The sequence below is a fragment of the Flavobacteriaceae bacterium genome (assembly GCA_003443635.1).
Classification (GTDB): Bacteria; Bacteroidota; Bacteroidia; order Flavobacteriales; family Flavobacteriaceae; genus AU392.
Window position 1 is genome coordinate 1,071,705 of the sequence record CP031964.1, and the last position, 25,744, is coordinate 1,097,448.

Sequence of the window (25,744 nt, forward strand, 5' to 3'; positions counted from 1 at the left end):
AAAAAAATATTTGTTCAAAATTATGATAATTAAATGAAGCTGTCTTTTAATAAATACTACATCATATTTGGACTTATAAGCTGGATATTGTTATTTGCCTTAACATTAGGTGGGCCAAAAATATATTTTAGAACGACCCCACTGGAGTTGAATCAAGAAATTTATTTTTGGGTAGAAAGTATTCTATGCGGCATCATAGCTTTTGTATGTAGCTATTCAGTGTCCTTATATATAGATTATAAAATTAATTTAAAAGTATCGGTAAAACCTTATATATGGAAAATTTTAATAGCGTTTGTGTTTTGTCAAGTTATTTATTCATTAGTAATTTGGCCAATTTTAGACCTTGCTGCATTAACAATAAGAGGTAATAATACTACTGTTTCATTTTCGGGAAAAATATACAATGTGTTTTATTTTACAACTTTATTTTTTATTTGGTTGTTTGTTTTTTTAACGATTAAAATTTATTATCAATTAAAAACAGTTCAATTAAGACAATTACAATTAGAAACAAATTTAAAAGAATTGCAACTTAACACATTAAAAGGGCAGTTAAATCCTCACTTTATGTTTAATAGCTTAAATAATATTCGTGGTTTAATGTTAGAAGATATTACTAAATCTCGAGATATGCTTACTCGCTTATCTGAAACCTTGCGATATTCCCTTACTAAAAATGATGTAGACTCTATAGCATTTGAAGATGAATTAGAAATGGTTGAGAATTATGTTGAGATTTCTAAAATACAACTGGAAGATCGCTTACGATTTAAAACACATATTGATGAAAATTCTTTGAATAAGCAAATACCTCCAATGATTGTACAGATGTTAGTTGAGAATGCTATTAAGCATGGTATAGCGACTCTTAAAGAAGGAGGGGAGGTTATTTTAACAGCATATATCGAAAATGAAAAGCTATTAATAAGCGTTACCAATTCGGGGAAGTTAAAACAAGCTAAAGATACTACACAATTAGGAGTAGAAAATATTAAACAACGATTAGAGTTGTTATATGGAGAAAATGCTACCTTTAATTTGTTTGAAAATAATAATCAAGTAGTAGCATCTATTAAAATACCATTAAGCTCATGACATTGAATGCAGTTATCGTAGAAGATTCTCGTTTAGCTCGTAATGAGTTGAAAGAATTAATAAAGAAATATAAAGAAATTTCTCTTTTAGGCGAAGCTGAAAATGTAGATAAAGGTTTTGAACTTATCAAAAAAATGAAGCCAGATTTACTTTTTTTAGATATTAATATGCCTGAAAAAGATGGTTTTGAATTACTAGAAATGTTAGATGAAGTGCCTACAGTAATTTTTACTACTGCTTTTGATGAATATGCTATAAAATCTTTTGAATACAATGCGTTTGATTATCTGCTAAAACCAATAAGTGAAAAACGATTTTCTGACTCTATGACTAAAATTTTAGAACGTTTTTCAGTTGAACCTAATAAAACTGTTAAGGAAAACACTATAAGTCTGGATAAACAAATTTTTATAAAAGAAGGAGAAAAATGCTGGTTGGTTAAAATTAAAGATATTTCACATTTCGAAATTGTTGGCAATTACACACGCGTTTTTTTTGAAGGTCATAAACCTCTTATTTATAAATCATTAGCGCAAATAGAAGATAAATTGCCAAATGATATATTTTTTAGAGCGAACAGACAACAGGTTATCAATATTAACCATGTGAATAAAGTGTTGTCATGGTTTAATGGAAAGCTTAAGGTAGAGATGAATACTGGAGAAGAAATTGAAATTTCTAGAAGACAATCTTATTTATTTAAAGAACAATTAAGTTTTTAAATCAGTTTATTAGAATCGTATGTATTTATTTCATTAATCATTGTTTTTCAAAATAATGAAGTTTATCCGTTTTTTAGAGTATAAGTACAAAAACCAAGAGAATTACTTCAGAAATTTGCACCTTGGTTTGAAAAAAACATTTTAAATATATCTTGCGAAATTGCTACAGAACCTAATGGCAGTGAGGTATGCTTATGACTATTTAGTAATATTGATGGCTTTTATGGTAGAAGTATTAGGAGCTTTAATTTGGCCTATCCTATTTATAGAAAAAGAACGCATTATACAAAAATATATCATTGACTTACTATAGGAATATATTATTATGTAAGTTTAAGGCTAACTAGTTACGGTATGGTTAAAGTGATTCAATATATCTGGTAGGATTAGGTAAAAAAGGATTTTTTGCTAACAAATCGGTGCTTTTATTGGATAAGTGAACGCCCATATAATCGTTAAATAATATAACTTAAAAGCACTAAACAATTTGTAAATTCGTTTTATTGAATAAAGTTAATCTTATTATAAAATAAATAAAAAACGATATCGAGAAAATATTTTGGCTTTATTTTTGGAACTCTAAAATTGATATGAAAAAGATACTACTTTTACTTCTTGTACTACCTGTTTTTAGTTTTGGTCAGTCAACATTATCTAATGTTGAAAAACTATTAGAACAAAAAGAATATGAAAAAGCCGAACATATAATGATAGATTATGTAAAAAATAATCCAAACGATATTAGAGGTATTGAATTGTTAGGCGATACATATGGTTATCAAAAAAAATGGAAAGCTTCTAGTACATATTTTAAAATGTTGATTGATAGAGATAATTCTAAGGCTAATTATCATTTTAAATATGGTGGCGCTTTAGGGATGCATGCTAGAGAAATTAGTAAATTTTCTGCTTTAGGTATTATTGGTGATGTAAAAGAAGCATTTTTAAAAGCTGCAGAGTTAGACCCTAAGCATATAGAAACTCGTTGGGCTTTAGTAGAATTGTATATGCAATTGCCAGGTATTATAGGAGGAAGCAAAAATAAAGCTCTTAAATATGCTAATCAAATAGAGAAACTGTCGAAAGTAGATGGATATTTAGCTAAAGGTTATATTTATGAAAATGATGATGAACCAAAATTAGCAGAAGAGCATTATAAGATGGCGATACGAATAGGAGGCTCTATTACCTGTTTTAATAAACTAACAGAGCTTTACGAAAAAACGAACGAACCTAATAAGGCTATTGCTAATATAGAAGAAGCTCAAAAACAAGAGAAGCTTAAGGCATACCGTAATACGCTACACTATCAAATAGGTAAAGTCGCAGCTCGATATAACCTTCAGCTTGACAAAGGTGAGACTTGTTTAAAAACATATATTGAAAATTATAGTGCTAAAGATGCTGCACCTATTGAGTGGGCATACTTACGATTAGCTCAAATATATAAGCTAAAAAAAAATAAACAAGAAGCCTTAAATTGGGCAGATAAAGCAATTTCCATTCGATCAGATTTTCAAGAAGCTAAAGAGTTTAAAGAAAGTATATAAGTTTTATGTACAACTCTTTGGTATAATTTATATAATAATTTTTTATTATAAATACGTCGTAACTATAGTTAAGTTATGTGATAATTATATGGAGTTAAAATTAGAATACATATTTTATAACTTCTCTTGTCAATTAATTTGGAATTTGATATTTGGAATTTGATATTTGTTTTTATGAATGTACATTTTATAGCTATAGGTGGAGCAGCAATGCATAATTTAGCATTAGCACTATATCAAAAAGGATATCAAATTACGGGTAGTGACGATACTATTTTTGAACCTTCAAAATCACGATTAGAAACCAAAGGACTATTGCCAGAAAACTTTGGATGGTTTCCAGAAAAAATAACAGATGATTTAGACGCTGTAGTTATAGGAATGCATGCTAAAGCAGATAATCCAGAATTGTTAAGAGCGCAAGAATTAAACTTAAAGATATATTCATATCCAGAGTTTTTATATGAGCAATCTAAATATAAAACTAGAGTTGTTATTGGTGGAAGTCATGGTAAGACTACTATAACTTCTATGATATTGCACGTAATGCATTATCATAATCGTGATGTTGATTATATGGTAGGCGCGCAGTTAGAAGGTTTTGATGTAATGGTAAAACTTACTAAAGAGAATGACTTTATAGTTTTAGAAGGAGATGAGTATTTAAGTTCGCCAATAGATAGGCGTCCAAAATTTCATTTATACAAACCTAATATTGCATTATTAAGTGGTATCGCTTGGGATCATATTAATGTATTTCCAACTTATGATAATTATTTAGAACAATTTAAAATCTTTGTTAATTCAATTATTAATGGCGGCAGTATTTCTTATAATGAAGAAGATATAAGTGTGAAAGAAATTGTTGAACAATCAGAAAATTCTATTCGTAAGTTTCCCTATCAAACACCTGATTATACTATAGAAAATGGAGAAACTTTATTAGAAACTCCAGAAGGGTCGATGCCAATAGAAATATTTGGAGCACATAATCTCAATAATTTATCAGGTGCTAAGTGGATTTGTCAACATATGGGAGTAGATGAAGATGACTTTTACGAAGCGATAGCCACGTTTAAGGGGGCTAGTAAACGCTTAGAAAAAATAGCAGAAAGTAAAACAAGTGTTGCATATAAAGATTTTGCACATTCACCAAGTAAAGTAGAAGCCACTACAAAAGCTGTAAAAGCGCAGTACAGAAATAAAACTTTAATTGCCTGTTTGGAGTTGCATACTTATAGTAGTCTTAACGCTGAGTTTTTAAAGGAATATAAAGGTGCATTAGATGCAGCAGATGAGGCAGTAGTATTTTACTCGCCACATGCAGTTGAAATTAAAAAATTAAATGTGGTAACTCATGAGCAAATTGCTAACGCTTTTGAACGTGATGATTTAATTATTTATACTAATCCAAGCGATTTTAAAAACTATTTATTCTCTCAAAATTTTGATAATAAAACCTTATTGCTAATGAGTTCTGGTAATTATGGTGGCTTGGATTTTGATGAAGTGAAACAATTGATTAAATAATTTCAATTTCTACCTCCCTTCAAAATCACTCAAAAGTCCATTGTGAATCCAATTTGCCAAAGCTTCTCTGTTTTGATAATTTAGAATGCGTTTTTGATCTTTTTTGTTTTTAATATTCCCCAATTCAATGTAAACCATAGCAGGTAAAGTGTTTTTAATTAGATATAAACCACTTCTTGAACTTACTGATCCTGAATATATGCGATTAGGTTGATGCTTAGCATATTTTTGTTTAAACGAATTATGGATATTATCAGCCAAACGTTTCCCATTTTTACTATTAATATGATGATAGAAAAAAACATCTATATTTTTTCCTTTACTTCGACTATCCACATGGGTTACAATAAGCCTTTGGTATGCTCCTCTATGCTTTACATATAAATTGTTTACTGCCTGTGTACGTTGCCTTAATCGTAATCTTTGATTTCTGGGTATTTTATTATTAGGATAACTAACTTCATCATAATCAACTTCTAAAATACGTTTATCTCTAATCCCATCATTAAGATCTTTTATAATAATATATACTTTAGCACCATTTGAAAGTAATTTTCTTGCCAAGCGTAAAGTTACATCGTAAGCATATTCATCTTCAGAAATAAGTTTGCCATTATAAGTTTCTATAGCACCTGGGTCTGGACCTCCATGTCCAGAAATTAAATAATAAATAGCACCTTCGAGTTTTTTGTCTTCAACTATAATGTCACTATAATGATTTCCAAAAAGAGTGTTCTTAATTTTTAATTTAGGTGAGGTATTCTCAATCTTTGGAGTAATGCTATCTATTACAGTAGTATCTTTTTCTGTTATTGGAAGAATATAGGTTTGACCTATAAATAAACCATTATTAGGCCGTAAGTTTTTTTGATTTAAAGCAATAAACTCTTTAATGTACTTTATATTGATATTATTTTTTTTGAATAAAGAATAAATCCCGTCACCACGTTTAGCAACAACAGTTTTTTGAGGAGTTTGTCCAACAACTAAAAAGAAGCTGAGAAATGAAAGAAATATGAGAAAATATTTAAACATACTAATTTCAAAGCTAGTAAAAATAGATGAGATAAATAAATGAAAACCTTGTAGTTAAGGTGCTATTATTTAAAAATTAACAGAAGTGTAGTTGTATGAGTTGCAATAAAGAAGAGTTATATTAAATAAAGATCTTTTGGTGTGCTAAATAGGTTGCTATATCTTTTAAAAAGTAACTATATTAAATACATTATCTAAAAAAGTTTTAACACTTTCTTGGTTAGTACGAATCAGCTCTTTTCTAGCATTTTCTTTATCACTTGGCTTTTTATCCTGAGAAAGTTTAAATTTTCCTTCCCAGTCAGTAATTGTAATTTCGAACATTTTAATATAATCAAGATTACGTTCCATTCTGGGATTGTCTGCTTCTAAAACATATTTATGATCTGGGGCTTCAAGGAACTCAGTCATTTTAATTAACGAATCTTTTAAAGCAACTTTGCTCTCAATAGCTGTTACTTTACCTTTTAAATGTACTTTAATATAATTCCATGTAGGTAATTGATTAGTATTATAAACACTAGGAGAAATATAACAATCGGGTCCAGAAAATAATATAGTTATATCATTATTGTTTTTAAGTAATCCAGCTTGAGGGTTAAAAATATCTATATGCCCAATAAGCTTATGTTCCTCTTCATATACTAATGGTAAATGTGTAATTAAAGGAGTATTATTATCAATCGAGATAATAGTTGCTAAAGGATAAGTTTTAATAACTTCAATCATATGATTGAGATCGTTATCTTGATGATGTTTAGGTGGGTAATTCATTAGACTCCAAATTGTTTTAAGTGGTGATCTAAATGCTTATATTGCATTTTGCCTCGCTGCTCAGTAGTGAAATCTCCAAAAATAGGATGGGTTGGCCAATTTGCACTATCTTTCTTATCAGCAAATTCATTTATCAGGTTTACTAAATTATCTTTCTCATTAGCAAAAACTTGAGGGTCTGTAACAATAAACTCTTTAGGGGTCTGTAAATTTTGTTTCCAAGGTTTATCATTATACATATGAGGCTTAACAATACTCTTAAATATTAATCGCTTTAAAAACCCAACCTTAGTTGTCATTTGTGTTTTACTTGTAGCGATTTCAAGTGGTAATTGGCAATGCTTAAGCATTTGACCTACATTCATTTTTCCCCAATTAGCTTGCGAGCTTTCATTTAAACTGTTTATTCTATTTAAAATTTCTTGATGTGTTTCAGCATTAAATAAAGATTCCATAAATATTGTTTTTTATTGCTTTCGAAATTTACAATAATTGTAATTTATATTACTCAAAAAAAGATAATAATGTATACTGAAAGTGGATGTTAAGTGGTATGAACTTTCTTTTTTGTAAGTAGAAACTTATATAAAATCTTTTTTATTTCGAAAATTTATTATATTTTCGACTAAGTGTTATAAAAAGCAGACAAAATACATAATTGACTGTGCCTCAAATAATTTAAACATGAAAGTTCAACAAATATCATTAACTGAAGATAATTGGAGTAATGAATTGACATCTATTAATATAGAAGCTAATTTATTCATACTATTTGTATCCCCAGATTTTAATTTAAAACAAGAGGTATTAACGACTCTTAATAAAAAATATACTCAAGCAATCATAGTTGGTTGCTCTACTGCAGGTGAAATATCAGATATTACAGTAAAAGACAAAACTATATCGTTAACAGCCATTCAATTAGAAAAGACAACTTTAAAAAAGGTTTCGTTTGAAATAAATGATAAAAATTGTAGCCAGGCTGCAGGTGAAGATATTGCTAGTCAATTGAGTAGTGAAAATTTAAAACATGTTATCGTTTTAAGTGATGGCTTAAACGTAAATGGAGCTGAATTAGTTTCAGGTTTAAAATCTGGACTACCTGATGTAAGTATCACGGGTGGATTAGCTGCAGATGGTTCTAACTTTAATAAAACTTTTATTATTAGTAATAATGAAATGGTTGATAAAACAATAGTTGGCCTTGGGTTTTATGGAGATAATTTAAAAGTAGGCTATAGCTCAAAAGGTGGATGGGATAGTTTTGGAATAGAACGTTTAGTTACAAAATCTGATAAAAATGTACTATATGAACTAGATGGCTTTCCTGCATTGGAGACCTATAAATCTTTTTTAGGAGATAAAGCTAATGATTTACCAAGTTCGGGATTGTTGTTTCCTTTAAGTATGAGAAATAGTGAAAACTCTACACCAGTAGTTAGGACGATTTTAGGAATAAATGAAGAAGAACAAAGTTTAACATTTGCAGGAAATATACCAGAAGGCTCTTATGTACGCTTGATGAAAGCAAATATAGATCGATTAATTAATGGAGCTGAAGATTCAGCAATATCTGCAAATAAAGATTTAAATGAAGCTTCAGAGCTAGCTATACTTATTAGTTGTGTTGGTAGACGATTAGTACTAAAGCAAATGGTTGAGGAAGAAGTAGAAGTCGTAAGAGAAGTAATAGGAAAAAAACCATGTATTACAGGATTTTATTCTTATGGAGAAATAGCACCATTTGGCGAATTTTCACCTTGCGAATTACACAATCAAACCATGACTATAACAACACTATCAGAATGTTAAGTAATGATGCCCATAGATTGTTGAAGCGTCAACTTAAAAAATCTAATTTAGATATTTTAGGAGATTCAAAGTATGCTGAATTTTTAAACATGATTAATGAAGCTTACAAAAGTTTTGATAACGATGTAACGCACATAGAACATATTCTTGAAGAAAGCTCAAGAGAATTATTTGTTGCAAATCAAAAATTAATAAAAGAAAGAGATAAAACAAGAACAAAACTTGAGAACCTTGTTGATAATATAGGAGGTGTTATTTTTGAAACAGATCTTGATGGAAATTTTACATTTTTAAATCCTGCGTGGGAGAAGTACTCAGGGTTTTCTGTTAAACAATCCTTAGGAAAAAGTTATAAAGACTTTTTAGGAGGAGAAAATATAGGAGGTAATAAGAGATTTAACGAATTATTTGCTAGACAAAAAACACATATTAAATTCATTTTTAAACATAAAAAAGATGACCATTTAATGTGGTTTGAAGTAAAATCTAAGCTTATTAAAGATATTAATGGTTTGCCTACTGGTTTTATTGGTACTATAACAGATATTACAAATTTAAAGGAAACAGAAATTGAGTTGCAAAAAGCTAGTAAATCTAAAGATGAATTTTTATCTACGATGTCTCATGAGATTAGAACACCGTTAAATGCAGTTACTGGGCTAACCAACATCTTGTTAATGGAAGATTATTTGCCTGAGCAAATGGAAAACCTTAAAGCATTAAAATATTCTGGAGAACATTTGTTAGGGCTAATAAATGATTTACTTGATTTTGATAAAATTAAATCAGGTAAAATAAAAATTAATGAAAAAGATTTTAGTTTAAACTATTTCTTAGAAAATATAAAATCTCATTTTTTATTAAGAGCAGAAAAAAAGGGAGTCGTTTTTAATGTTGTAAAAGAAAATGATTTACCAGATAATATTATAGGAGATAAACTAAAATTAACTCAAATAATAAAAAACCTGTTAAGTAACTCATTAAAATTTACCGAAAAAGGAAGTATTTTATTGATTATTAAGAATTTAGGAATAAATAAAAATAAAATCAATTTATTATTTAAAGTTATTGATACAGGTATAGGTATATCGAAAAGTAGGCAAGCCTCTATATTTGAAAGTTTTATGCAAGCCAATTCAGAAACATCAATTAAATATGGTGGTACTGGCCTTGGTTTGTCTATTAGTAAAAAACTATTAATGCTACAGGATAGTGATTTAAAAGTTAAAAGTAAATTGGGAGAAGGCGCAACTTTTTCTTTTAAAATAACATATAAGGTAAGTAACAGACTTGATCTTTATCAACCAGATATGATAAAACTACAGCCAAATTATAAACCATTGAATATTAATGTTCTAGTGGCTGAGGATAATAAAATGAATATACTTATTTTAAAAAGGTTTTTCTTGAAATGGAAAGTAAACTACCAAATCGCTCAAAATGGAAAAGAAGTATTACAATTTTTTGAAAATCCTGATTTTGATTTCAACCTTGTTTTAATGGATTTGCAAATGCCAATTTTAAATGGTTATGAAGCTACTAAAATGATAAGGAATCTTCCAGACCAATCCAAATCTAGCATTCCTATTATAGCATTAACGGCATTTGCGCAAACAGATATAAAAGAAAAAACAGAACGTTATAAAATGAATGGGTTTATGGGTAAGCCATTTAATCCGGAAAAACTATATGCTTTATTGAAAACATATAGTAAAGAATTAACTAATAAAAAGGCTATTTAAAGTTTTAAATGTCCATCAATATTGTTGTTTGATAAATGTGCAATAATTATATTTATCAAATGACAAAAAACTTACCTTCCTTTTCTATTAAAAATTGGTCTCAAGATGATCAACCACGAGAAAAACTACTTTATAAAGGAAAAACAGCATTAAGTGATGCAGAGCTAGTAGCAATTTTAATTAGCTCAGGAAATCGAAATGAAAGTGCGGTAGCTTTATGTAAACGCATTTTAGCTAGTGTTGACAATAATTTAAGTGAATTAGGAAAGCTATCTATAAAACAATTAATGGAATTTAAGGGCATTGGTGAAGCAAAAGCGATTGCAATTGCTGCGGCTATGGAATTGGGGAGAAGACGTAGAGGAGGTGAAGCTCTTAAGAAAAAGAAGATCGCTTCAAGTGCATCTGTTTTTGAATTAATGCAACCAATAATTGGAGAATTACCACATGAAGAATTTTGGATTATCTATTTAAACAATTCTAATAAAGTGATTCAGAAAAATCAATTAAGTAAAGGAGGAATAACAGGAACTTTGGTGGACGTGCGTTTGGCATTGAAGAATGCCTTAGAGTTAAATGCCACAGGAATTATTTTGATTCATAATCATCCTTCGGGAACACTAAAACCCAGTAAAGCCGATAAGCAATTAACTGTGAAAATGAGAACTGCCGCAGAAAGTTTAGATATAAAAATACTAGATCACATTATCATCACTGAAAAAGCGTATTTTAGTTTTGCAGATGAAAGGTTACTTTAAATATATATTTAACTAATGCTCTTAGTTTATACTCATAAAATTACCCCTAGATTAAAGTACATTTTTAAACAGATTTGCACTCGAATATTGAGTATTCCTGTGTCTTTTACTTCAACAGTTGAAGATTTTATAGCGCATAATAGTTTGAAAATGTCATATTCTACTCAAGCTTTAGGGAATGAATTTTTTATAAGAAGTAACCCCATTTTGTTTGAACAAGGTTTGTCAGATGTAACATTTAATGTACATCATTGGGAGGGTACAAAGTGTTTTTTTTATAATGGAGATAAGAGCATTATTCCTTTCGATATTTTTGCAGCTTCGTTTTACTTATTAAGTCGTTATGAAGAATATTTACCGCATGTAAAAGATGATTATGGGCGTTTTAGTGCTAAAGATAGCCTTGCTCACAAAAATGAATTTTTACACCAACCAGTAGTAGATATCTGGGCATATAAATTTCAATCTGCATTACAAGAACGATTTCCAGATTATAAATTCAAAAAACGAAATTACTCCATAGATCCAATTATAGATGTGCCTATGGCATATTATTTTAAACAAAAAGGAATAATGCGAACCTTAGGAGGGGTGCTAGGAGATATAGTAAGATTTAAACCTAAGCAATTATACTATCGTTTTTCAGTGTTGCTTAAATTTAAGAAAGATCCATACGATACATTTAAATGGCTTATTAATAAGCAAAAGCAAATAAAACGAAAGTTTTCTGTTTTCTTTTTAATAGGAGATTACTCAACTTATGACAAGAATATTAATATTAATAAGAAAGAATTTGTTTCACTTATAAAATCAATTAATGATTATTGTCGTGTAGGTTTAAAAGTGTCTTACTTTGGTTTGGAAGACGTTGAGGTACTTAAAAAAGAAAAGTATAATATGGAATCTATTATTAATACTTCTTTGGAAGTGTCAAGGCATTCATTTTCAAAATTAAATTTGCCTAATGCATATCGTAACCTTATTGATTTAGAGATAAAAGAAGATTATACAATGGGTTATGTTAATGAAATTGGTTTTAGAGCAGGAACCTGTACTCCTTTTTTGTTTTATGATATGGATTACGAAATTCAAACTCCTTTGCTAATAAATCCATATCATTTAATGGATTATAGTTTACTTAAAAACATCTCATTTTTAGATAAGAAAGAAACCCTTCAAAGAATAATGAATGAGGTTAAACGTGTAAATGGAACTTTTACACCAATATTTCATAATTATAGTTTAAATGATTATCAGCGTTGGGAAAGTTTTAAAGAGCTATTTACTTTTATTTTAGATTCAATAGATGAAAATTAAAAATATAGAACACATTTTTTTTGATTTAGATCATACGCTTTGGGATTTTGATAAAAACTCTGGACTTACTTTCGAAAAGATTTTTAAATTAAATGATTTGGATATTGATATAAAAGAATTTCTCAAAGTTTATGAGCCTATTAATTTTCAATATTGGAAATTATTCCGAGAAGATAAAATCGATAAAGTAAAACTTCGTTTCAATAGACTTTACGATACATTTAATCATTTAAATATTAACATTAAATCTAGTATGATTTATAAATTATCTAAAGATTATATAAGTCATCTAACTAGTTTTAATCATTTGTTTGATGGAGCGATTGATGTTTTAGAATATTTAAAGCCTAATTATAAGCTCCATATTATAACTAATGGGTTTAAAGAAGTACAACAATCAAAATTAAATAAATCTAATATTGATCATTATTTTGATGTTGTTATAAATTCTGAAATGGTAGGAGTGAAAAAACCAAATCCTAAGATTTTTAAGCATGCATTATTAATGACTAATGCAAGTTTAGATAATAGTATTATGATTGGAGATAATTATGAAGCAGATGTTTTGGGAGCTATAAATTTTGGAATGGATGCAATCTGTTATAATTATCATAATGAAAGTTTATCAAAAAATATTAAAGAGGTAAACCATTTAATAGAAATACGAAAGTATCTTTAAGTGTGTAATAAATGTTATAAATTACCGTTTTTGAATAACCCTAAAGTTTGAAATGAGAAAATCTATTTGTTATTATATAATAGTATTTATAACCTTTTGTATTTTTAATACATCTTGTATTGAGGATATTGATTTTGATCAAGTAGATGACTTATCTCTAACTCCAGTTTTAGTTTCGAGTTTAGCTTTTTTTGATACACCTGCAGATGTATTTATTTTAGATCCTGGACAATCTAATGTTACCAGAGATACACTAACAAATATTGGGATATTTAACGATCCTTTTGTTGTAGACGAATTAATACGAGCAGAGTTTTTGTTCGAAATTACAAATTCTATAAATAGAGAGTTTCAAACGCAAGTAGATTTTTTAAATGATGATTTAGAATTACAACATACATTTATAATAGACGTTGCAGCATCACCTAATAATGAAGAACTAATTACAGAACACATTGAAGTTTTTGAAAATGATACTTTAGATGCATTAAAAGCATCAACACAAGTATTTTTTACACTAACATTAATTCCTAATCCAAATTTGCCTGATGTTGATGAAAATACACTCGGAAGATTGAGATTGAGATCTATAGGAACTTTCTTTTTTAATATAGAAACATCTGAATGAGGAAATTAAGTTTGCTATTAATCTTTGTTTCTTGTTTTGCATTTTCACAGAATAAACAAGTATTATATGGTTTTTCAGAACTCCCTCAATCATTATTATTAAATCCAGGCGGGAAAATCAATTATAAATGGCATTTAGGAATTCCATTGTTATCACAAATTCATGTCAATGCAGGTTCCTCAGGATTAGCATTAAATGATGTTTTTGCAGATGATGGAAGAGATTTTAATCAGAAACTTCGTAATGCTGTATTTAATTTATCGAATAAAGATTTTTTTACTTTAAATCAACAATTAGAGATTTTTTCTGTTGGCTTTTCAGTTGGTAGAAATTATGATAAAAAGGGTTATTTGTCTTTTGGGTTATATCAAGAAACAGATATAATAGTTTATTTTCCAAGAGATTATGCGATTCTAGTTTTAGAAGGAAATCAAAATAATATTAATAGAGTTTTTGATTTAGGAGATTTAAGTTTGAGAGGAGAGCTTATTTCGGTATATCATGTTGGTTACAATAAAAAGGTAAGTAAAAAACTAACCTATGGAATAAGAGGTAAAATTTATTCGAGTTTAGCAACGGTTAGCTCTATTAATAATAGAGGATCTTTTGTTACTCGACCTGGAGAAAATAATTTTTTTGATCATATATTTAATTTAGATTTAGAATTGCAAACTTCTGGAATAGCTTCTTTATCTGAAGATGGTACTGAAGGTTTGGGGCAGAAACTTTTATTAGGAAACCTAGGTTTGGGGCTTGATGCTGGATTTACATATCAATTATCAGAACAATTAGCAGTTGATGCTAGTATACAAGATATAGGCTTTATAAGACATTCTAAAGATATAGAAAATTTTGAAGTAAAAGGAGACCTAGTTTTTGAAGGTATTAACCCTTTATTTCCAGGGGCAGAAGATAATGAATCTGTAGAAGATAATATTAGGCGTGTTTCTGAAGATTTTGATAATTTATTTGAAGTAGATACTACAACTACAAAATTTACAACAATAAGACCAATAAAATTTAATGCAGCTGTAAAATATGATTTTGGAGAAAAAATAGAAGAAGAGTGTAATTGTATGAAAAAAGATAAAACATATTTAAATGCTATTGGGTTACAGCTATATGGTATTAAAAGACCACAACAACCACAATTTGCATTAACTGCGTTTTATTATAGAAAACTTTTTAATACCTTGAACGCAAAAGTAACATATACAATTGATTCATTTTCATCACGTAATGTTGGTTTAGGGATTTCCACTCATTTAGGAAACTTTAATTTTTATGTAATTGCAGATAATTTATTAGAATATCAAAACTTGGCTAACGCACAAAATGTATCTTTGCAATTAGGGTTTAATTTAATATTTAATAAAAAATGAAAGCTAAATATATACTATTATTAATCGTTTTTTTTACGATTAGTAACTCATATTCGCAATCAAGTTTAAACGATTATAAATATGTGATCGTTCCACAAGGATATAGGTTTTTTAAAGAGAATAACAAATATCAATTAAATGATCTTACAAAATTTTTATTTAATAAATATAATTTCACATCATTTATTGAGAATGAGACTTTTCCTAAAGATTTAGCTTTAGACAGATGCTTAGCATTAAGAGCCGATGTTTTAAAAGAATCTAGTGTCTTAAAAACGAAGTTAAAAGTAGAGTTAAGAAACTGTAATGGAATAGTGGTATTTACTACAGAGATAGGTAAAACAGGTGAGAAAGATTTTAAAAAAGGCTATAACTTAGCATTAAGAGATGCTTTTAAATCTTTTGAGAATGTCAATTATAAATATGTTCCTAATAATGAACGTATAACAGATAAGTTTACGACTGTAAAAGCAAATGCAGAAGCAGAAGAAATAAAACGTTTAGAAGAAGAAGTGAAAGCTTTAAAAGAAGAGAAAAAACGTCAAGCCGTAACTTTTGAAAATCAAAAAGTAAAAGAATCTAAAGTATCCGAAGTAATTAAAAAAGAAGAATCAATACCTGCAGTTTCTTCAAAACCAGAAGAAGTGATTGATAATACAGTCCTGTACGCTCAAAAAATAACTAATGGGTTTCAACTTGTAGATAGTACACCTAAAGTGGTAATGATTTTATTAGAAACTCCTAGAAAAGATACATTTATAGTGAAAGATGTTAATGCAACAGTTTATAAAGAAGATGGATTTTGGTATATTTCCAAAAATGAAAACAATACAGTAACTACTAAAAAAATAAATATTAAGTTTTAATAGTTATATTTTTCTTTCCAACGTTGTTTTAAGAATTCACGAAGTCCATTTTCTCTAGGATTATTCCCAGGGTTATAAAAAGTAGTGTTTGAGATTTCATCTGGTAAGAATTCGTGCTCAGCAAAATTATTTTCATGATTGTGAGCATACTTATAATTATCGCCATAACCTAATTCTTTCATAAGCTTGGTTGGTGCGTTTCTAATAGATAAAGGCACACTCAGGTCGCCTGTATTTCTAACAGTTTGTTGAGCGTTTTTAATTGCTTCATAAGATGCATTACTTTTTGCAGAGCAAGCTAAATAAGTTGCACACTGACTCAAAATAATTCGGGATTCTGGATAGCCTATAGTTGATACTGCTTGAAATGTGCTATTTGCAATAACTAAAGCAGTGGGATTTGCATTACCTATATCTTCACTTGCTAAAATTAATAAGCGTCTAGCTATAAATTTTACATCCTCACCACCTTCGACCATTCTAGCTAACCAATACACAGCAGCATTTGGGTCGCTCCCTCTTATTGATTTTATAAATGCTGAAATAATATCGTAATGCTGTTCTCCAGTCTTGTCATACCTAACCGTGTTATTCTGTACTTTTTCTAAAACAGCACTATTGGTAACTTTTATATTATCAGTATCATAAGAGTTTACGATTAATTCAAAAATGTTGAGTAATTTACGAGCATCACCTCCAGAAAACCTAAGTAAAGCATCCGTTTCTTTAAGTATGATTTTCTTTTTGGAAAGTTTCTCATCGTTTTTGATAGCACGTTTTAAAAGCGCTTCTAAATCTGATTTATCAAAAGAGTTTAAAATATAAACTTGACATCTAGATAAAAGTGCTGGAATCACTTCAAAGCTTGGGTTTTCTGTAGTAGCCCCTATAAGTGTTACCCATCCTTTTTCTACTGCTTGTAATAATGAATCTTGTTGTGATTTACTAAACCGATGAATTTCATCAATAAATAAAATTGGGTTTTTAGTCGTGAATAGCCCTCCACTTTGTTTTGCTTTATCAATAACATCTCTCACATCTTTAACACCAGAACTGATCGCGCTTAATGTATAAAAAGGACGATTAGAAGTATTTGCAATAATATTTGCCAAAGTAGTTTTTCCAGTGCCAGGAGGCCCCCATAAAATCATAGACGGTATAAGACCTTGTTTAATGTGCTGGGTTAAAGTGCCTTTAGGGCCAACCAAATGTGATTGACTTATGTAATCCTCTAATATTTTTGGACGTAGGCGTTCTGCTAAGGGTTCGTTCATATTGTAAAATTAAATATTTATTTCTGTGCTCATGAAAATCCTTCAAAATAATTTAGCGCTGACAATTTATCATAAGATTTAAAAATGGTTAGCAAATTGCTATATTTATTGTAATGGAACAAGATGAATTTAAATATTATACGGGAATAATAGGATATCCAATACTGTTTATATTAATAATCTGGTTTGTCTTTTGGTTTGAAGTGAAATTTGGATATCGTTTTAATGAATTTGGAGTATACCCTAGAACATTAAAAGGATTGAGAGGAATTGTGTTTAGTCCATTTATTCACGGGGATATAAAACACTTATATCATAATACAATTCCTTTGTTTGTGCTTTCTATGGCATTATTTTATTTTTATAGAACAATCTCTTGGAAAGTTATTTTTTATGGAATCTTTTTGTCTGGCTTTCTAACTTGGATTATCGCTCGACCTGCAAACCATATAGGAGCAAGTGGATTAATTTATGTATTGATGAGTTTTATTTTGTTTAAAGGGATTTTTGCAAAGCACTTTAGATTAATAGCATTATCATTTTTAATTATTTTCCTTTATGGAAGTATGATTTGGTATGTGTTTCCAATAAAAGAAGAAATTTCTTGGGAAGGGCACTTATCTGGACTTATAGTTGGATTCTTGTTTGCCTTGATGTTTAAAAAATCAATTGTAAAACCAAAGCGATATGTTTGGGAAGAAGATGATTATAATGAAGATGAAGATCCTTTTTTAAAACACTTTGATGAAAATGGAAATTTTATAGAGCATATAGAAACCCCTGAAACAGAAGAACAACCAAAAGTTAATTATATTTATAAAGAAGGTGATAAAGACTAAACACTGATGATTAAAGCTTGCCAATGATTAGTGATGTCGTGATAGTAGTGTACTCTTATAAAATCTACATCCGCTGTCGTACAACTTCATATAAAAATGCACCACAAGCTACGGAAACATTTAGAGATCCAATTTCTCCATACATTGGTAGTTTTGCTTTGTCATCTACTAACTTTAAAACAGAGGGATTTATCCCTTTGCCTTCAGACCCCATAATAATAGCACAAGGTTCTTTAAAAGAAACATCATAAATTGTATTATTGGTTTTTTCAGTAGCAGCTATCACTTTTATGCCTGAAGCTTGTAAGTGAAACATTGCATCTTTAATATGGTCTACTTTACATATAGGAATTTTAAATACAGCACCTGCACTAGTTTTTATAGTATCTCCATTTACTGGTGCGCCTCCTTTTTTTTGTATAATTATGCCATTAACCCCGGTGCATTCTGCTGTTCGTATAATAGCTCCAAAATTACGAACATCACTCAGCTGATCTAAAAGTAAGAATAAAGGTGTTTTCCCAGATTCAATAATATTTAAAACCAAGTTTTCTAAATCATAAAATTCAATAGGAGAGATTTGAGCTACTGCACCTTGATGATTTTTATTTGTTAAACGATTCAATTTTTCAATAGGTACGTAAGATGAGTTTATTGAGTTTTTTCTTAATAATTGCTCTAATTCATTAAATAATTCTCCTCTTAATCCTTTTTGTAAAAAAACTTTATCTATAGTTTTATCAGAATTTATAGCTTCTATAATAGCTCTAATTCCAAATATTCTGGTCTCTTTTTCCATAAGAGGTCAAAGGTATGAAAATATGTAGTATTCTAGATTGATTAAAATCGTGCATTTAAACTTAATTGGATTTTAGAATCTGAGAGTTGAAACCTTTGATTTTCCGTTTTTCCATTAGCATAATTAAAACGAAGTAAGCCAGCTTTTGTAATTAAACCAAATCCAAAACCAAATCCGAATAATTTTTCTTTAACATTAGTTATATCATTTTCAAAATAAGCAAGATCAATAATTGAATGTACATATATGTTAGGGCTTAATTGATATCTATATTCCGAATTAATTATACCATATAATGAAGCAAGAATACTATTTTCTTCGAACCCACGAATAGAATTAATGCCACCAAAACGTAAAAGTTCATTAGTGAGATAATTATCAGAAATAATAGTAGAGCCATTAGCTCTTAAATAAAAACTATTTTTAGTATTGAGATTAAAGATTTTAAAACTGTTTAATCTGAATATACTTTGACTTTCCGAAGTATCTTCAAACTCACGGTTGCCAAAACCACCTTTAATGTCAAATAAAAAATTAATAGGAAAGAGCGTATTATTAAATTGTGGTTTTATGTACTCATATCTAATATTATAATTTACAGTATTAAAATCCTGTAAATTTTGATCAGTATTAATATCTAATAAGTTAGTGGAGTTTATAGCATCTATACCTGCGTATATTTTTTGATTTGGTGAAATTTGATAAAATATGTTTGCAGATTGGCTTGTTGTACTAAATATAGTATCTCTTTTAAAAATGTTTAAAGAAAGCTCTAAGCCTATTGGAGAATTAAATAAATAAGGAAGATTTGCTTTTGCCTCAAAAGTTACCTGATCATTTTCATCACTTTTATATTTTAAAGCAATAGATTCACCATAATTAAGATTGTTAGTGAGATTTAAATCTAAGTAACCATTAAATTTAATTCGATTGGTAGTTTCATCTGTTACAAAACCTAAAAAACCATCAAAGGTATTACTCTTGGCTTTTTCTAAATATAAATAAACAGAAGTGGAATCTTTAGTAAATAAAACTTCAGGTGATTTGGCTTGGCTCGAAAAACGTAGTGCATCCAAACTTTTAGATTTCTCTTTAATTTCATTTAAATTAAAAACAGAACCTTCTTTGATTTTAAGAAAATATTTAATAAAAGGTTTTGGAAATTTTTCATAACCTTTAATTACAATATTATTAATTGTTCTCTGTTGATTAGATGAAACATTTAAAGTAGCTTTAAGAGTATTCGTATCTTTAGTTTCTATATTACTTAAATAAAGAGTAGCAAACGGGAGCCCTTTTTCAGTAATCTTCGAACTTAAATAGCTTAGAATCTCTTCACTGTTTTTTATAGAAATTACAAAATAATCAGGGGTTACTTCTTCTGAAATAGAATTTAGAATAGTTTTAGAAAATAAATCACTATTATAATATATATATATAGTATTATATTTTTTGTTGAGATTTAATTTTGCTATAAAAGTAGAATCATCCTTTTTAGTAATGGAATTTAAATGTGCTGCGATATATCCATGTTTTTGAATTGAAGTAAGTAAGGTGTCAATTTCAATTTTTAGAGACTTATAATCGATAAATGTTTTTTTATAACCTAAAAAGTCTATAAACTTTGTTTCGGAGCTATCTTTTCCTTTAATTTTTAAATTTAAGTTTTGTGCATTTATTGTAGTAGAATGAAAAGTAACTACGATAATATAAACAATAAAGATTCTAATAACTCTCAACTCGGTTTATTTGCTTGTAAAACTAACAGAAAAAAGAAACATATAATACAGCTAGTAAATTAAATTTTTGATTATTAATAAAATAAATCTTCTTACGTTTGAATTTTTCAATTTAATTTCTACCTTTGCAGCCCTCTAAAAGAGGGTTTAATTAAATATATTATAAAAATAATATGCCTACAATTTCACAATTAGTACGAAAAGGAAGAGCCAAAATAACCAAGAAGAGTAAATCGGCTGCTTTAAATTCGTGTCCTCAAAGACGAGGAGTGTGTACACGTGTTTATACTACAACACCAAAAAAACCAAACTCAGCAATGCGTAAAGTTGCAAGGGTAAGGTTAACAAATGGTAATGAGGTAAATGCATACATTCCAGGAGAAGGACACAATTTACAAGAGCACTCGATAGTATTGGTTAGAGGTGGAAGGGTAAAAGATTTACCAGGAGTTAGATATCACATTGTTCGTGGCGCTTTAGACACCGCTGGTGTAGAAGGAAGAACACAACGTAGATCTAAGTATGGTGCAAAACGCCCAAAGAAGTAATTTAAAACTTTTAAAAAGAAGACATGAGAAAAAGAGCAGCCAAAAAAAGACCGCTTTTACCAGATCCAAGATTTAATGATCAATTAGTAACTCGTTTTGTTAATATGATGATGTGGGATGGTAAAAAGTCAATCGCTTTTAAAATTTTCTACGATGCAATTGATATCGTAGAAGAAAAGAAAACTGACGAAGAAAAAACCGCTTTAGAAATTTGGAAAGATGCATTATCTAATGTTATGCCTCACGTAGAAGTACGTAGTCGTAGAGTTGGAGGAGCAACATTTCAGATTCCTATGCAAATTCGTCCAGATCGTAAAATTTCAACTGCAATGAAATGGCTTATTAGCTTTTCACGTAAAAGAAATGAGAAATCTATGGCTCAAAAATTAGCCGCAGAAGTATTAGCTGCAGCTAAAGAAGAAGGAGCAGCCGTTAAGAAAAGAGTAGATACTCATAAAATGGCCGAAGCAAATAAAGCATTCTCTCACTTTAGATTTTAATACGAAATGGCAAGAGATTTAAAATTTACTAGAAATATAGGTATTGCTGCACATATTGATGCAGGAAAAACTACTACTACAGAACGTGTTCTTTATTATACAGGTGTATCTCATAAAATTGGAGAAGTACATGATGGTGCTGCTACAATGGACTGGATGGAGCAAGAGCAAGAAAGAGGTATTACCATTACTTCTGCGGCTACAACTTGTGAATGGAAGTTCCCAATTGAAAATGGAGAGCCTACACCAGAAACTAAAGGATATCATTTTAATATAATTGACACTCCTGGTCACGTGGATTTTACGGTTGAGGTAAACCGTTCGTTACGTGTGCTTGATGGTTTAGTATTCTTATTTAGTGCAGTTGATGGTGTTGAGCCACAATCTGAAACTAACTGGAGACTAGCAGATAACTATAAAGTGCCTAGAATTGGTTTCGTTAACAAAATGGACCGTCAAGGATCTAACTTTTTAGGTGTTTGTCAACAAGTAAAAGACATGTTAAAGTCTAATGCAGTACCAATTGTTTTAAACATTGGTGATGAGGCAGACTTTAAAGGAATTATCGATTTAGTGAAAAATCGTGCTATTGTATGGCATGATGAAACTCAAGGGGCAACTTTTGATGTGATCGATATTCCTGAAGATATGAAAGAAGAAGCTCGTAAATACCGTGCACTTTTAATTGAAGAAGTTGCTACATACGACGAGAATCTTTTAGAGAAATTTATGGAAGATGAAGATTCTATTACGGAAGAAGAAGTGCATGCTGCACTTAGAGCTGCTGTAATGGATATGGCTATCATTCCTATGATTTGTGGTTCTGCTTTTAAAAATAAAGGAGTTCAGTTTTTATTAGATGCTGTATGTCGCTATTTACCATCTCCTTTAGATAGAGATAATATTGTGGGTACAGATCCTAATACAGGAGAAGAAGCTGTTCGTAGACCTGATGCAAAAGATCCTTTCTCTGCATTAGCATTTAAAATTGCTACCGATCCTTTCGTAGGTCGTTTAGCTTTCTTTAGAGCATACTCAGGTCGTTTAGATGCAGGTTCTTATATCTTGAACAACCGTTCAGGTAAAAAAGAACGTATCTCTCGTATTTATCAAATGCACTCAAATAAGCAAAACGCTATCGATTATATCGAAGCAGGAGATATTGGGGCAGCAGTTGGATTTAAGGATATTAAGACTGGTGATACTATGTCTGATGAAAAGAATCCTATTGTTTTAGAATCTATGGACTTCCCAGATCCAGTAATTGGTATTGCGGTTGAACCTAAAACTAAAGCAGATGTTGATAAGTTAGGTATGTCTTTAGCGAAATTAGCTGAAGAAGATCCAACATTTACAGCAAGAACAGATGAAGCTTCAGGACAGACTATTATTTCTGGAATGGGTGAGCTTCACTTAGATATTATTGTTGACCGTCTTAAGCGCGAGTTTAAAGTTGAAGTAAATCAAGGTCAACCACAAGTTGAGTATAAAGAAGCAATTACACAACGTGCAGAACACAGAGAAGTTTATAAGAAACAATCTGGTGGACGTGGTAAATTCGCAGATATTGTATTTACACTTGAACCTGCTGAAGAAGGAAAAGTAGGATTAGAATTTATTTCTGAAATTAAAGGTGGTAATGTTCCTAAGGAATTTATCCCTTCAATTGAAAAAGGATTTAAAATGGCTATGCAGAATGGACCATTAGCTGGATATGAAGTTGATGCTATGAAAGTAACATTAACAGATGGATCTTACCACGATGTGGATTCGGATCAATTATCTTTCGAGTTGGCTGCAAAACTTGGATTTAAAAACTCTGCAAAAGCTGCAAAAGCAGTAATTATGGAGCCTATTATGAAACTTGAGGTAATTACTCCTGAAGAAAATATGGGTGATATTGTAGGAGATTTAAATAGAAGAAGAGGACAAGTAAGTGATATGGGAGATAGAGCTGGTGCAAAAACTGTAAAAGCTACTGTACCGCTTTCAGAAATGTTTGGATATGTTACTACATTAAGAACATTGTCATCAGGTCGTGCAACGTCAACAATGGAATTTTCACATTATGCTGAAACACCTTCAAATATATCTGAAGAAGTAATTAAGGCAGCTAAAGGTGTTGAAGCTTAAAATCTAAGAAAATGAGTCAAAAAATTAGAATAAAATTAAAATCTTACGATCATAACTTAGTAGATAAGTCTGCTGATAAGATTGTAAAAACAGTAAAAAGTACAGGAGCTGTTGTAACTGGACCAATTCCATTACCAACACATAAGAAAATTTTCACTGTTTTACGTTCACCACACGTAAATAAGAAGTCTAGAGAACAATTTCAATTAAGCTCTTATAAGAGATTATTAGATATTTACTCTTCATCTTCAAAAACGATAGATGCTTTAATGAAACTTGAATTACCAAGTGGTGTTGAAGTAGAAATTAAAGTGTAATTACACTTTAATTTAAGGTTTCTGCAAAAGTAAAAACCTTAAAAAAGTAAACATGTCTTTAACGAAGGTTAAAGAAAAACGGTAAAAATACAATTCAGAGCTGAAATGTATTTCGGCTCTGAATTTTTTAAATAAGTAAATAATAATAAATTAATAATTATGTCTGGGTTAATAGGAAAAAAAATCGGTATGACCAGCATCTTTGATGAGAACGGGAAAAATATTCCTTGCACAGTAATCGAAGCTGGACCATGTATCGTTACCCAAGTCAGAACTGAAGAAGTTGATGGTTACGAAGCTATTCAACTTGGTTTCGATGACGCGACAGAAAAAAGTGCTACTAAAGCTGATCTAGGTCATGCTAAAAAAGCAGGAACTTCTGTAAAACGCAAAATCGCCGAATTTCAAGGTTTTGATGAGGAGTACAAATTAGGTGATGCAATCACTGTAGAGCACTTTGTAGAAGGTGAATTTGTTGATGTTTCTGGAACATCAAAAGGTAAAGGATTCCAAGGAGTTGTAAAACGTCATGGTTTTGGTGGTGTAGGACAAGCTACTCACGGTCAACATAACCGTTTAAGAGCACCAGGATCTATTGGAGCTGCTTCTTACCCTGCAAGAGTTTTCAAAGGAATGAGAATGGCAGGACGTATGGGTGGAGAAACAATTAAAGTTCAAAATTTAAGAGTTTTAAAAGTAGTAGCAGATAAGAATCTACTTGTAGTGAAAGGATGTGTTCCAGGTCACAAAAACGCTTATGTAACAATTCAGAAGTAATGAAGGTAGCAGTTTTAGATATAAACGGAAAAGACACAGGTAGAAAGGCAGACCTTTCTAAAGATGTGTTTGCTATAGAGCCTAATAATCATGCAGTATACTTAGATGTAAAGCAATATCTTGCTAATCAACGTCAAGGAACGCATAAGGCTAAAGAAAGAGCTGAGATCTCTGGAAGTACACGTAAGATTAAAAAACAAAAAGGTACTGGTACTGCAAGAGCAGGGAGTATTAAGTCAGGTGTATTTAAAGGAGGTGGACGTATGTTTGGCCCTAGACCAAGAAATTATGGGTTCAAGCTTAATAAAAATGTAAAACGTTTAGCACGTAGATCTGCATTAACAATTAAAGCAAACGAAAAAGCAATTACTGTTTTAGAAGACTTTAATTTTGATGCACCAAAGACTAAAAATTTTACTGCAGTTTTAAAGGCATTAGACCTAGAAAACAAAAAAACTTTGTTTGTGTTGGGAGCTTCAAATAATAATGTATATTTGTCGTCACGCAATTTAAAAAGCTCTGAAGTGGTAACATCTTCAGAATTAAGCACTTATAAGGTTTTAAATGCAAATCAAATAGTGCTTTTAGAAAGCTCTTTAGAAGGAATTGAATCGAATTTAAGTAAATAGAAAACATGAGTATCTTAATTAAACCGATAATCACAGAAAAAGCAACTAATGCTAGCGAAGTAAATAATTGCTACAGCTTTCAAGTGAATACAAAGGCGAACAAGGTAGAAATCAAAAAAGCAGTTGAATCTGTTTATGGTGTTTCTGTTGAAAAAGTTCGTACTATAAATGTCCGTCCAGATAGAAGAACTCGTTTTACAAAAACGGGTGTTCAACATGGTAAAACAAATGCAATTAAAAAAGCAATTGTACAACTGGCGGAAGGTGAGACGATTGATTTATACGCTAATATGTAA

The 25,744-nt window shown here is 29.8% G+C and carries 26 protein-coding genes; 20 read left to right on the forward strand and 6 right to left on the reverse strand.

Going from position 1 to position 25,744, the window contains the following annotated elements; genetic code table 11:
* Positions 1-33 precede the first annotated feature (33 nt).
* From D1817_04685 to D1817_04700, 4 genes are all read left to right on the forward strand, one after another.
* Positions 34-1,098, forward strand: coding sequence for a histidine kinase (locus D1817_04685; GenBank protein AXT19188.1), 1,065 nt, complete (start codon positions 34-36; stop codon positions 1,096-1,098).
* Complete coding sequence (locus tag D1817_04690; GenBank protein ID AXT19189.1) at positions 1,095-1,820, forward strand: DNA-binding response regulator; 726 nt, start codon at positions 1,095-1,097, stop codon at positions 1,818-1,820. The genes D1817_04685 and D1817_04690 overlap by 4 nt, the downstream gene beginning before the upstream one ends.
* 590 nt (positions 1,821-2,410) lie before the next feature.
* The gene (locus D1817_04695) at positions 2,411-3,370 is read left to right on the forward strand and encodes a hypothetical protein (GenBank protein AXT19190.1); all 960 of its coding nucleotides are present in this window, start codon (positions 2,411-2,413) and stop codon (positions 3,368-3,370) included.
* Between the two features lie 174 nt (positions 3,371-3,544).
* On the forward strand, positions 3,545-4,900 hold the full coding sequence (locus tag D1817_04700; protein ID AXT19191.1) for a peptidoglycan synthetase: 1,356 nt from the start codon (positions 3,545-3,547) through the stop codon (positions 4,898-4,900).
* A 9-nt stretch (positions 4,901-4,909) separates the two neighbouring features.
* Here D1817_04700 and D1817_04705 read toward each other — a convergent pair whose 3' ends face one another.
* From D1817_04705 to D1817_04715, 3 genes are all read right to left on the reverse strand, one after another.
* Positions 4,910-5,935: an N-acetylmuramoyl-L-alanine amidase gene (locus tag D1817_04705; protein ID AXT19192.1), complete on the reverse strand. Its 1,026-nt coding sequence runs from the start codon at positions 5,933-5,935 to the stop codon at positions 4,910-4,912.
* Positions 5,936-6,100: 165 nt separating this feature from the next.
* Positions 6,101-6,709 (reverse strand): FMN-binding negative transcriptional regulator, encoded by a 609-nt coding sequence (locus D1817_04710; GenBank protein AXT19193.1) that lies wholly within the window; start codon positions 6,707-6,709, stop codon positions 6,101-6,103.
* Positions 6,709-7,164, reverse strand: coding sequence for a DUF1569 domain-containing protein (locus D1817_04715; protein AXT19194.1), 456 nt, complete (start codon positions 7,162-7,164; stop codon positions 6,709-6,711). Before D1817_04715 ends, D1817_04710 begins: the two co-directional genes overlap by 1 nt.
* A gap of 229 nt (positions 7,165-7,393) precedes the next feature.
* Between D1817_04715 and D1817_04720 the strand changes: the two genes are divergently transcribed.
* From D1817_04720 to D1817_04755, 8 genes are read left to right on the forward strand one after another with little or no spacing between them, the layout of a single operon-like run.
* Positions 7,394-8,521 (forward strand): hypothetical protein, encoded by a 1,128-nt coding sequence (locus D1817_04720; protein ID AXT19195.1) that lies wholly within the window; start codon positions 7,394-7,396, stop codon positions 8,519-8,521.
* Positions 8,413-10,263, forward strand: a complete 1,851-nt coding sequence (locus tag D1817_04725) for a response regulator (protein AXT19196.1) — start codon at positions 8,413-8,415, stop codon at positions 10,261-10,263. Before D1817_04720 ends, D1817_04725 begins: the two co-directional genes overlap by 109 nt.
* 59 nt (positions 10,264-10,322) lie before the next feature.
* On the forward strand, positions 10,323-11,021 hold the full coding sequence (gene radC / locus D1817_04730) for a DNA repair protein RadC (GenBank protein ID AXT19197.1): 699 nt from the start codon (positions 10,323-10,325) through the stop codon (positions 11,019-11,021).
* A 15-nt stretch (positions 11,022-11,036) separates the two neighbouring features.
* On the forward strand, positions 11,037-12,338 hold the full coding sequence (locus tag D1817_04735; GenBank protein AXT19198.1) for a hypothetical protein: 1,302 nt from the start codon (positions 11,037-11,039) through the stop codon (positions 12,336-12,338).
* Positions 12,328-13,017, forward strand: a complete 690-nt coding sequence (locus tag D1817_04740; GenBank protein ID AXT19199.1) for a noncanonical pyrimidine nucleotidase, YjjG family — start codon at positions 12,328-12,330, stop codon at positions 13,015-13,017. Before D1817_04735 ends, D1817_04740 begins: the two co-directional genes overlap by 11 nt.
* A 52-nt stretch (positions 13,018-13,069) precedes the next feature.
* Positions 13,070-13,645 carry a hypothetical protein gene (locus D1817_04745; protein ID AXT19200.1) on the forward strand — a complete coding sequence of 192 codons (576 nt, stop codon included), beginning with the start codon at positions 13,070-13,072 and terminating at the stop codon, positions 13,643-13,645.
* A complete protein-coding gene (locus D1817_04750) occupies positions 13,642-15,027 on the forward strand; it encodes a hypothetical protein (protein ID AXT19201.1) in 1,386 nt (461 codons plus the stop codon). Before D1817_04745 ends, D1817_04750 begins: the two co-directional genes overlap by 4 nt.
* Positions 15,024-15,893, forward strand: coding sequence for a hypothetical protein (locus D1817_04755; GenBank protein ID AXT19202.1), 870 nt, complete (start codon positions 15,024-15,026; stop codon positions 15,891-15,893). Before D1817_04750 ends, D1817_04755 begins: the two co-directional genes overlap by 4 nt.
* Here the strand turns inward: D1817_04755 and D1817_04760 are convergent.
* Positions 15,890-17,167, reverse strand: a complete 1,278-nt coding sequence (locus tag D1817_04760) for a replication-associated recombination protein A (GenBank protein ID AXT19203.1) — start codon at positions 17,165-17,167, stop codon at positions 15,890-15,892. The two genes, D1817_04755 and D1817_04760, sit on opposite strands and share 4 nt — an antisense overlap.
* A 113-nt stretch (positions 17,168-17,280) precedes the next feature.
* On the opposite strand from D1817_04760, the gene D1817_04765 reads away from it, so the two are divergent.
* A complete protein-coding gene (locus D1817_04765) occupies positions 17,281-18,006 on the forward strand; it encodes a rhomboid family intramembrane serine protease (protein AXT19204.1) in 726 nt (241 codons plus the stop codon).
* 64 nt (positions 18,007-18,070) lie between these two features.
* Here D1817_04765 and rlmB read toward each other — a convergent pair whose 3' ends face one another.
* Positions 18,071-18,805 carry a 23S rRNA (guanosine(2251)-2'-O)-methyltransferase RlmB gene (gene rlmB / locus D1817_04770; protein ID AXT19205.1) on the reverse strand — a complete coding sequence of 245 codons (735 nt, stop codon included), beginning with the start codon at positions 18,803-18,805 and terminating at the stop codon, positions 18,071-18,073.
* Between the two features lie 41 nt (positions 18,806-18,846).
* Positions 18,847-20,484, reverse strand: a complete 1,638-nt coding sequence (locus D1817_04775) for a hypothetical protein (protein AXT21229.1) — start codon at positions 20,482-20,484, stop codon at positions 18,847-18,849.
* 233 nt (positions 20,485-20,717) lie between these two features.
* On the opposite strand from D1817_04775, the gene D1817_04780 reads away from it, so the two are divergent.
* From D1817_04780 to D1817_04810, 7 genes are all read left to right on the forward strand, one after another.
* Positions 20,718-21,092, forward strand: a complete 375-nt coding sequence (locus D1817_04780; protein AXT19206.1) for a 30S ribosomal protein S12 — start codon at positions 20,718-20,720, stop codon at positions 21,090-21,092.
* A 23-nt stretch (positions 21,093-21,115) separates the two neighbouring features.
* Complete coding sequence (locus D1817_04785) at positions 21,116-21,592, forward strand: 30S ribosomal protein S7 (GenBank protein AXT19207.1); 477 nt, start codon at positions 21,116-21,118, stop codon at positions 21,590-21,592.
* 6 nt (positions 21,593-21,598) lie between these two features.
* Positions 21,599-23,725, forward strand: a complete 2,127-nt coding sequence (fusA, locus tag D1817_04790; GenBank protein AXT19208.1) for an elongation factor G — start codon at positions 21,599-21,601, stop codon at positions 23,723-23,725.
* 11 nt (positions 23,726-23,736) lie between these two features.
* Positions 23,737-24,042, forward strand: a complete 306-nt coding sequence (locus D1817_04795) for a 30S ribosomal protein S10 (protein AXT19209.1) — start codon at positions 23,737-23,739, stop codon at positions 24,040-24,042.
* A gap of 159 nt (positions 24,043-24,201) precedes the next feature.
* Complete coding sequence (locus D1817_04800) at positions 24,202-24,819, forward strand: 50S ribosomal protein L3 (protein ID AXT19210.1); 618 nt, start codon at positions 24,202-24,204, stop codon at positions 24,817-24,819.
* Entirely contained in the window at positions 24,819-25,448 is a 630-nt protein-coding gene (locus D1817_04805) for a 50S ribosomal protein L4 (protein AXT19211.1), read from the forward strand. The genes D1817_04800 and D1817_04805 overlap by 1 nt, the downstream gene beginning before the upstream one ends.
* A 5-nt stretch (positions 25,449-25,453) precedes the next feature.
* On the forward strand, positions 25,454-25,744 hold the full coding sequence (locus D1817_04810; GenBank protein ID AXT19212.1) for a 50S ribosomal protein L23: 291 nt from the start codon (positions 25,454-25,456) through the stop codon (positions 25,742-25,744).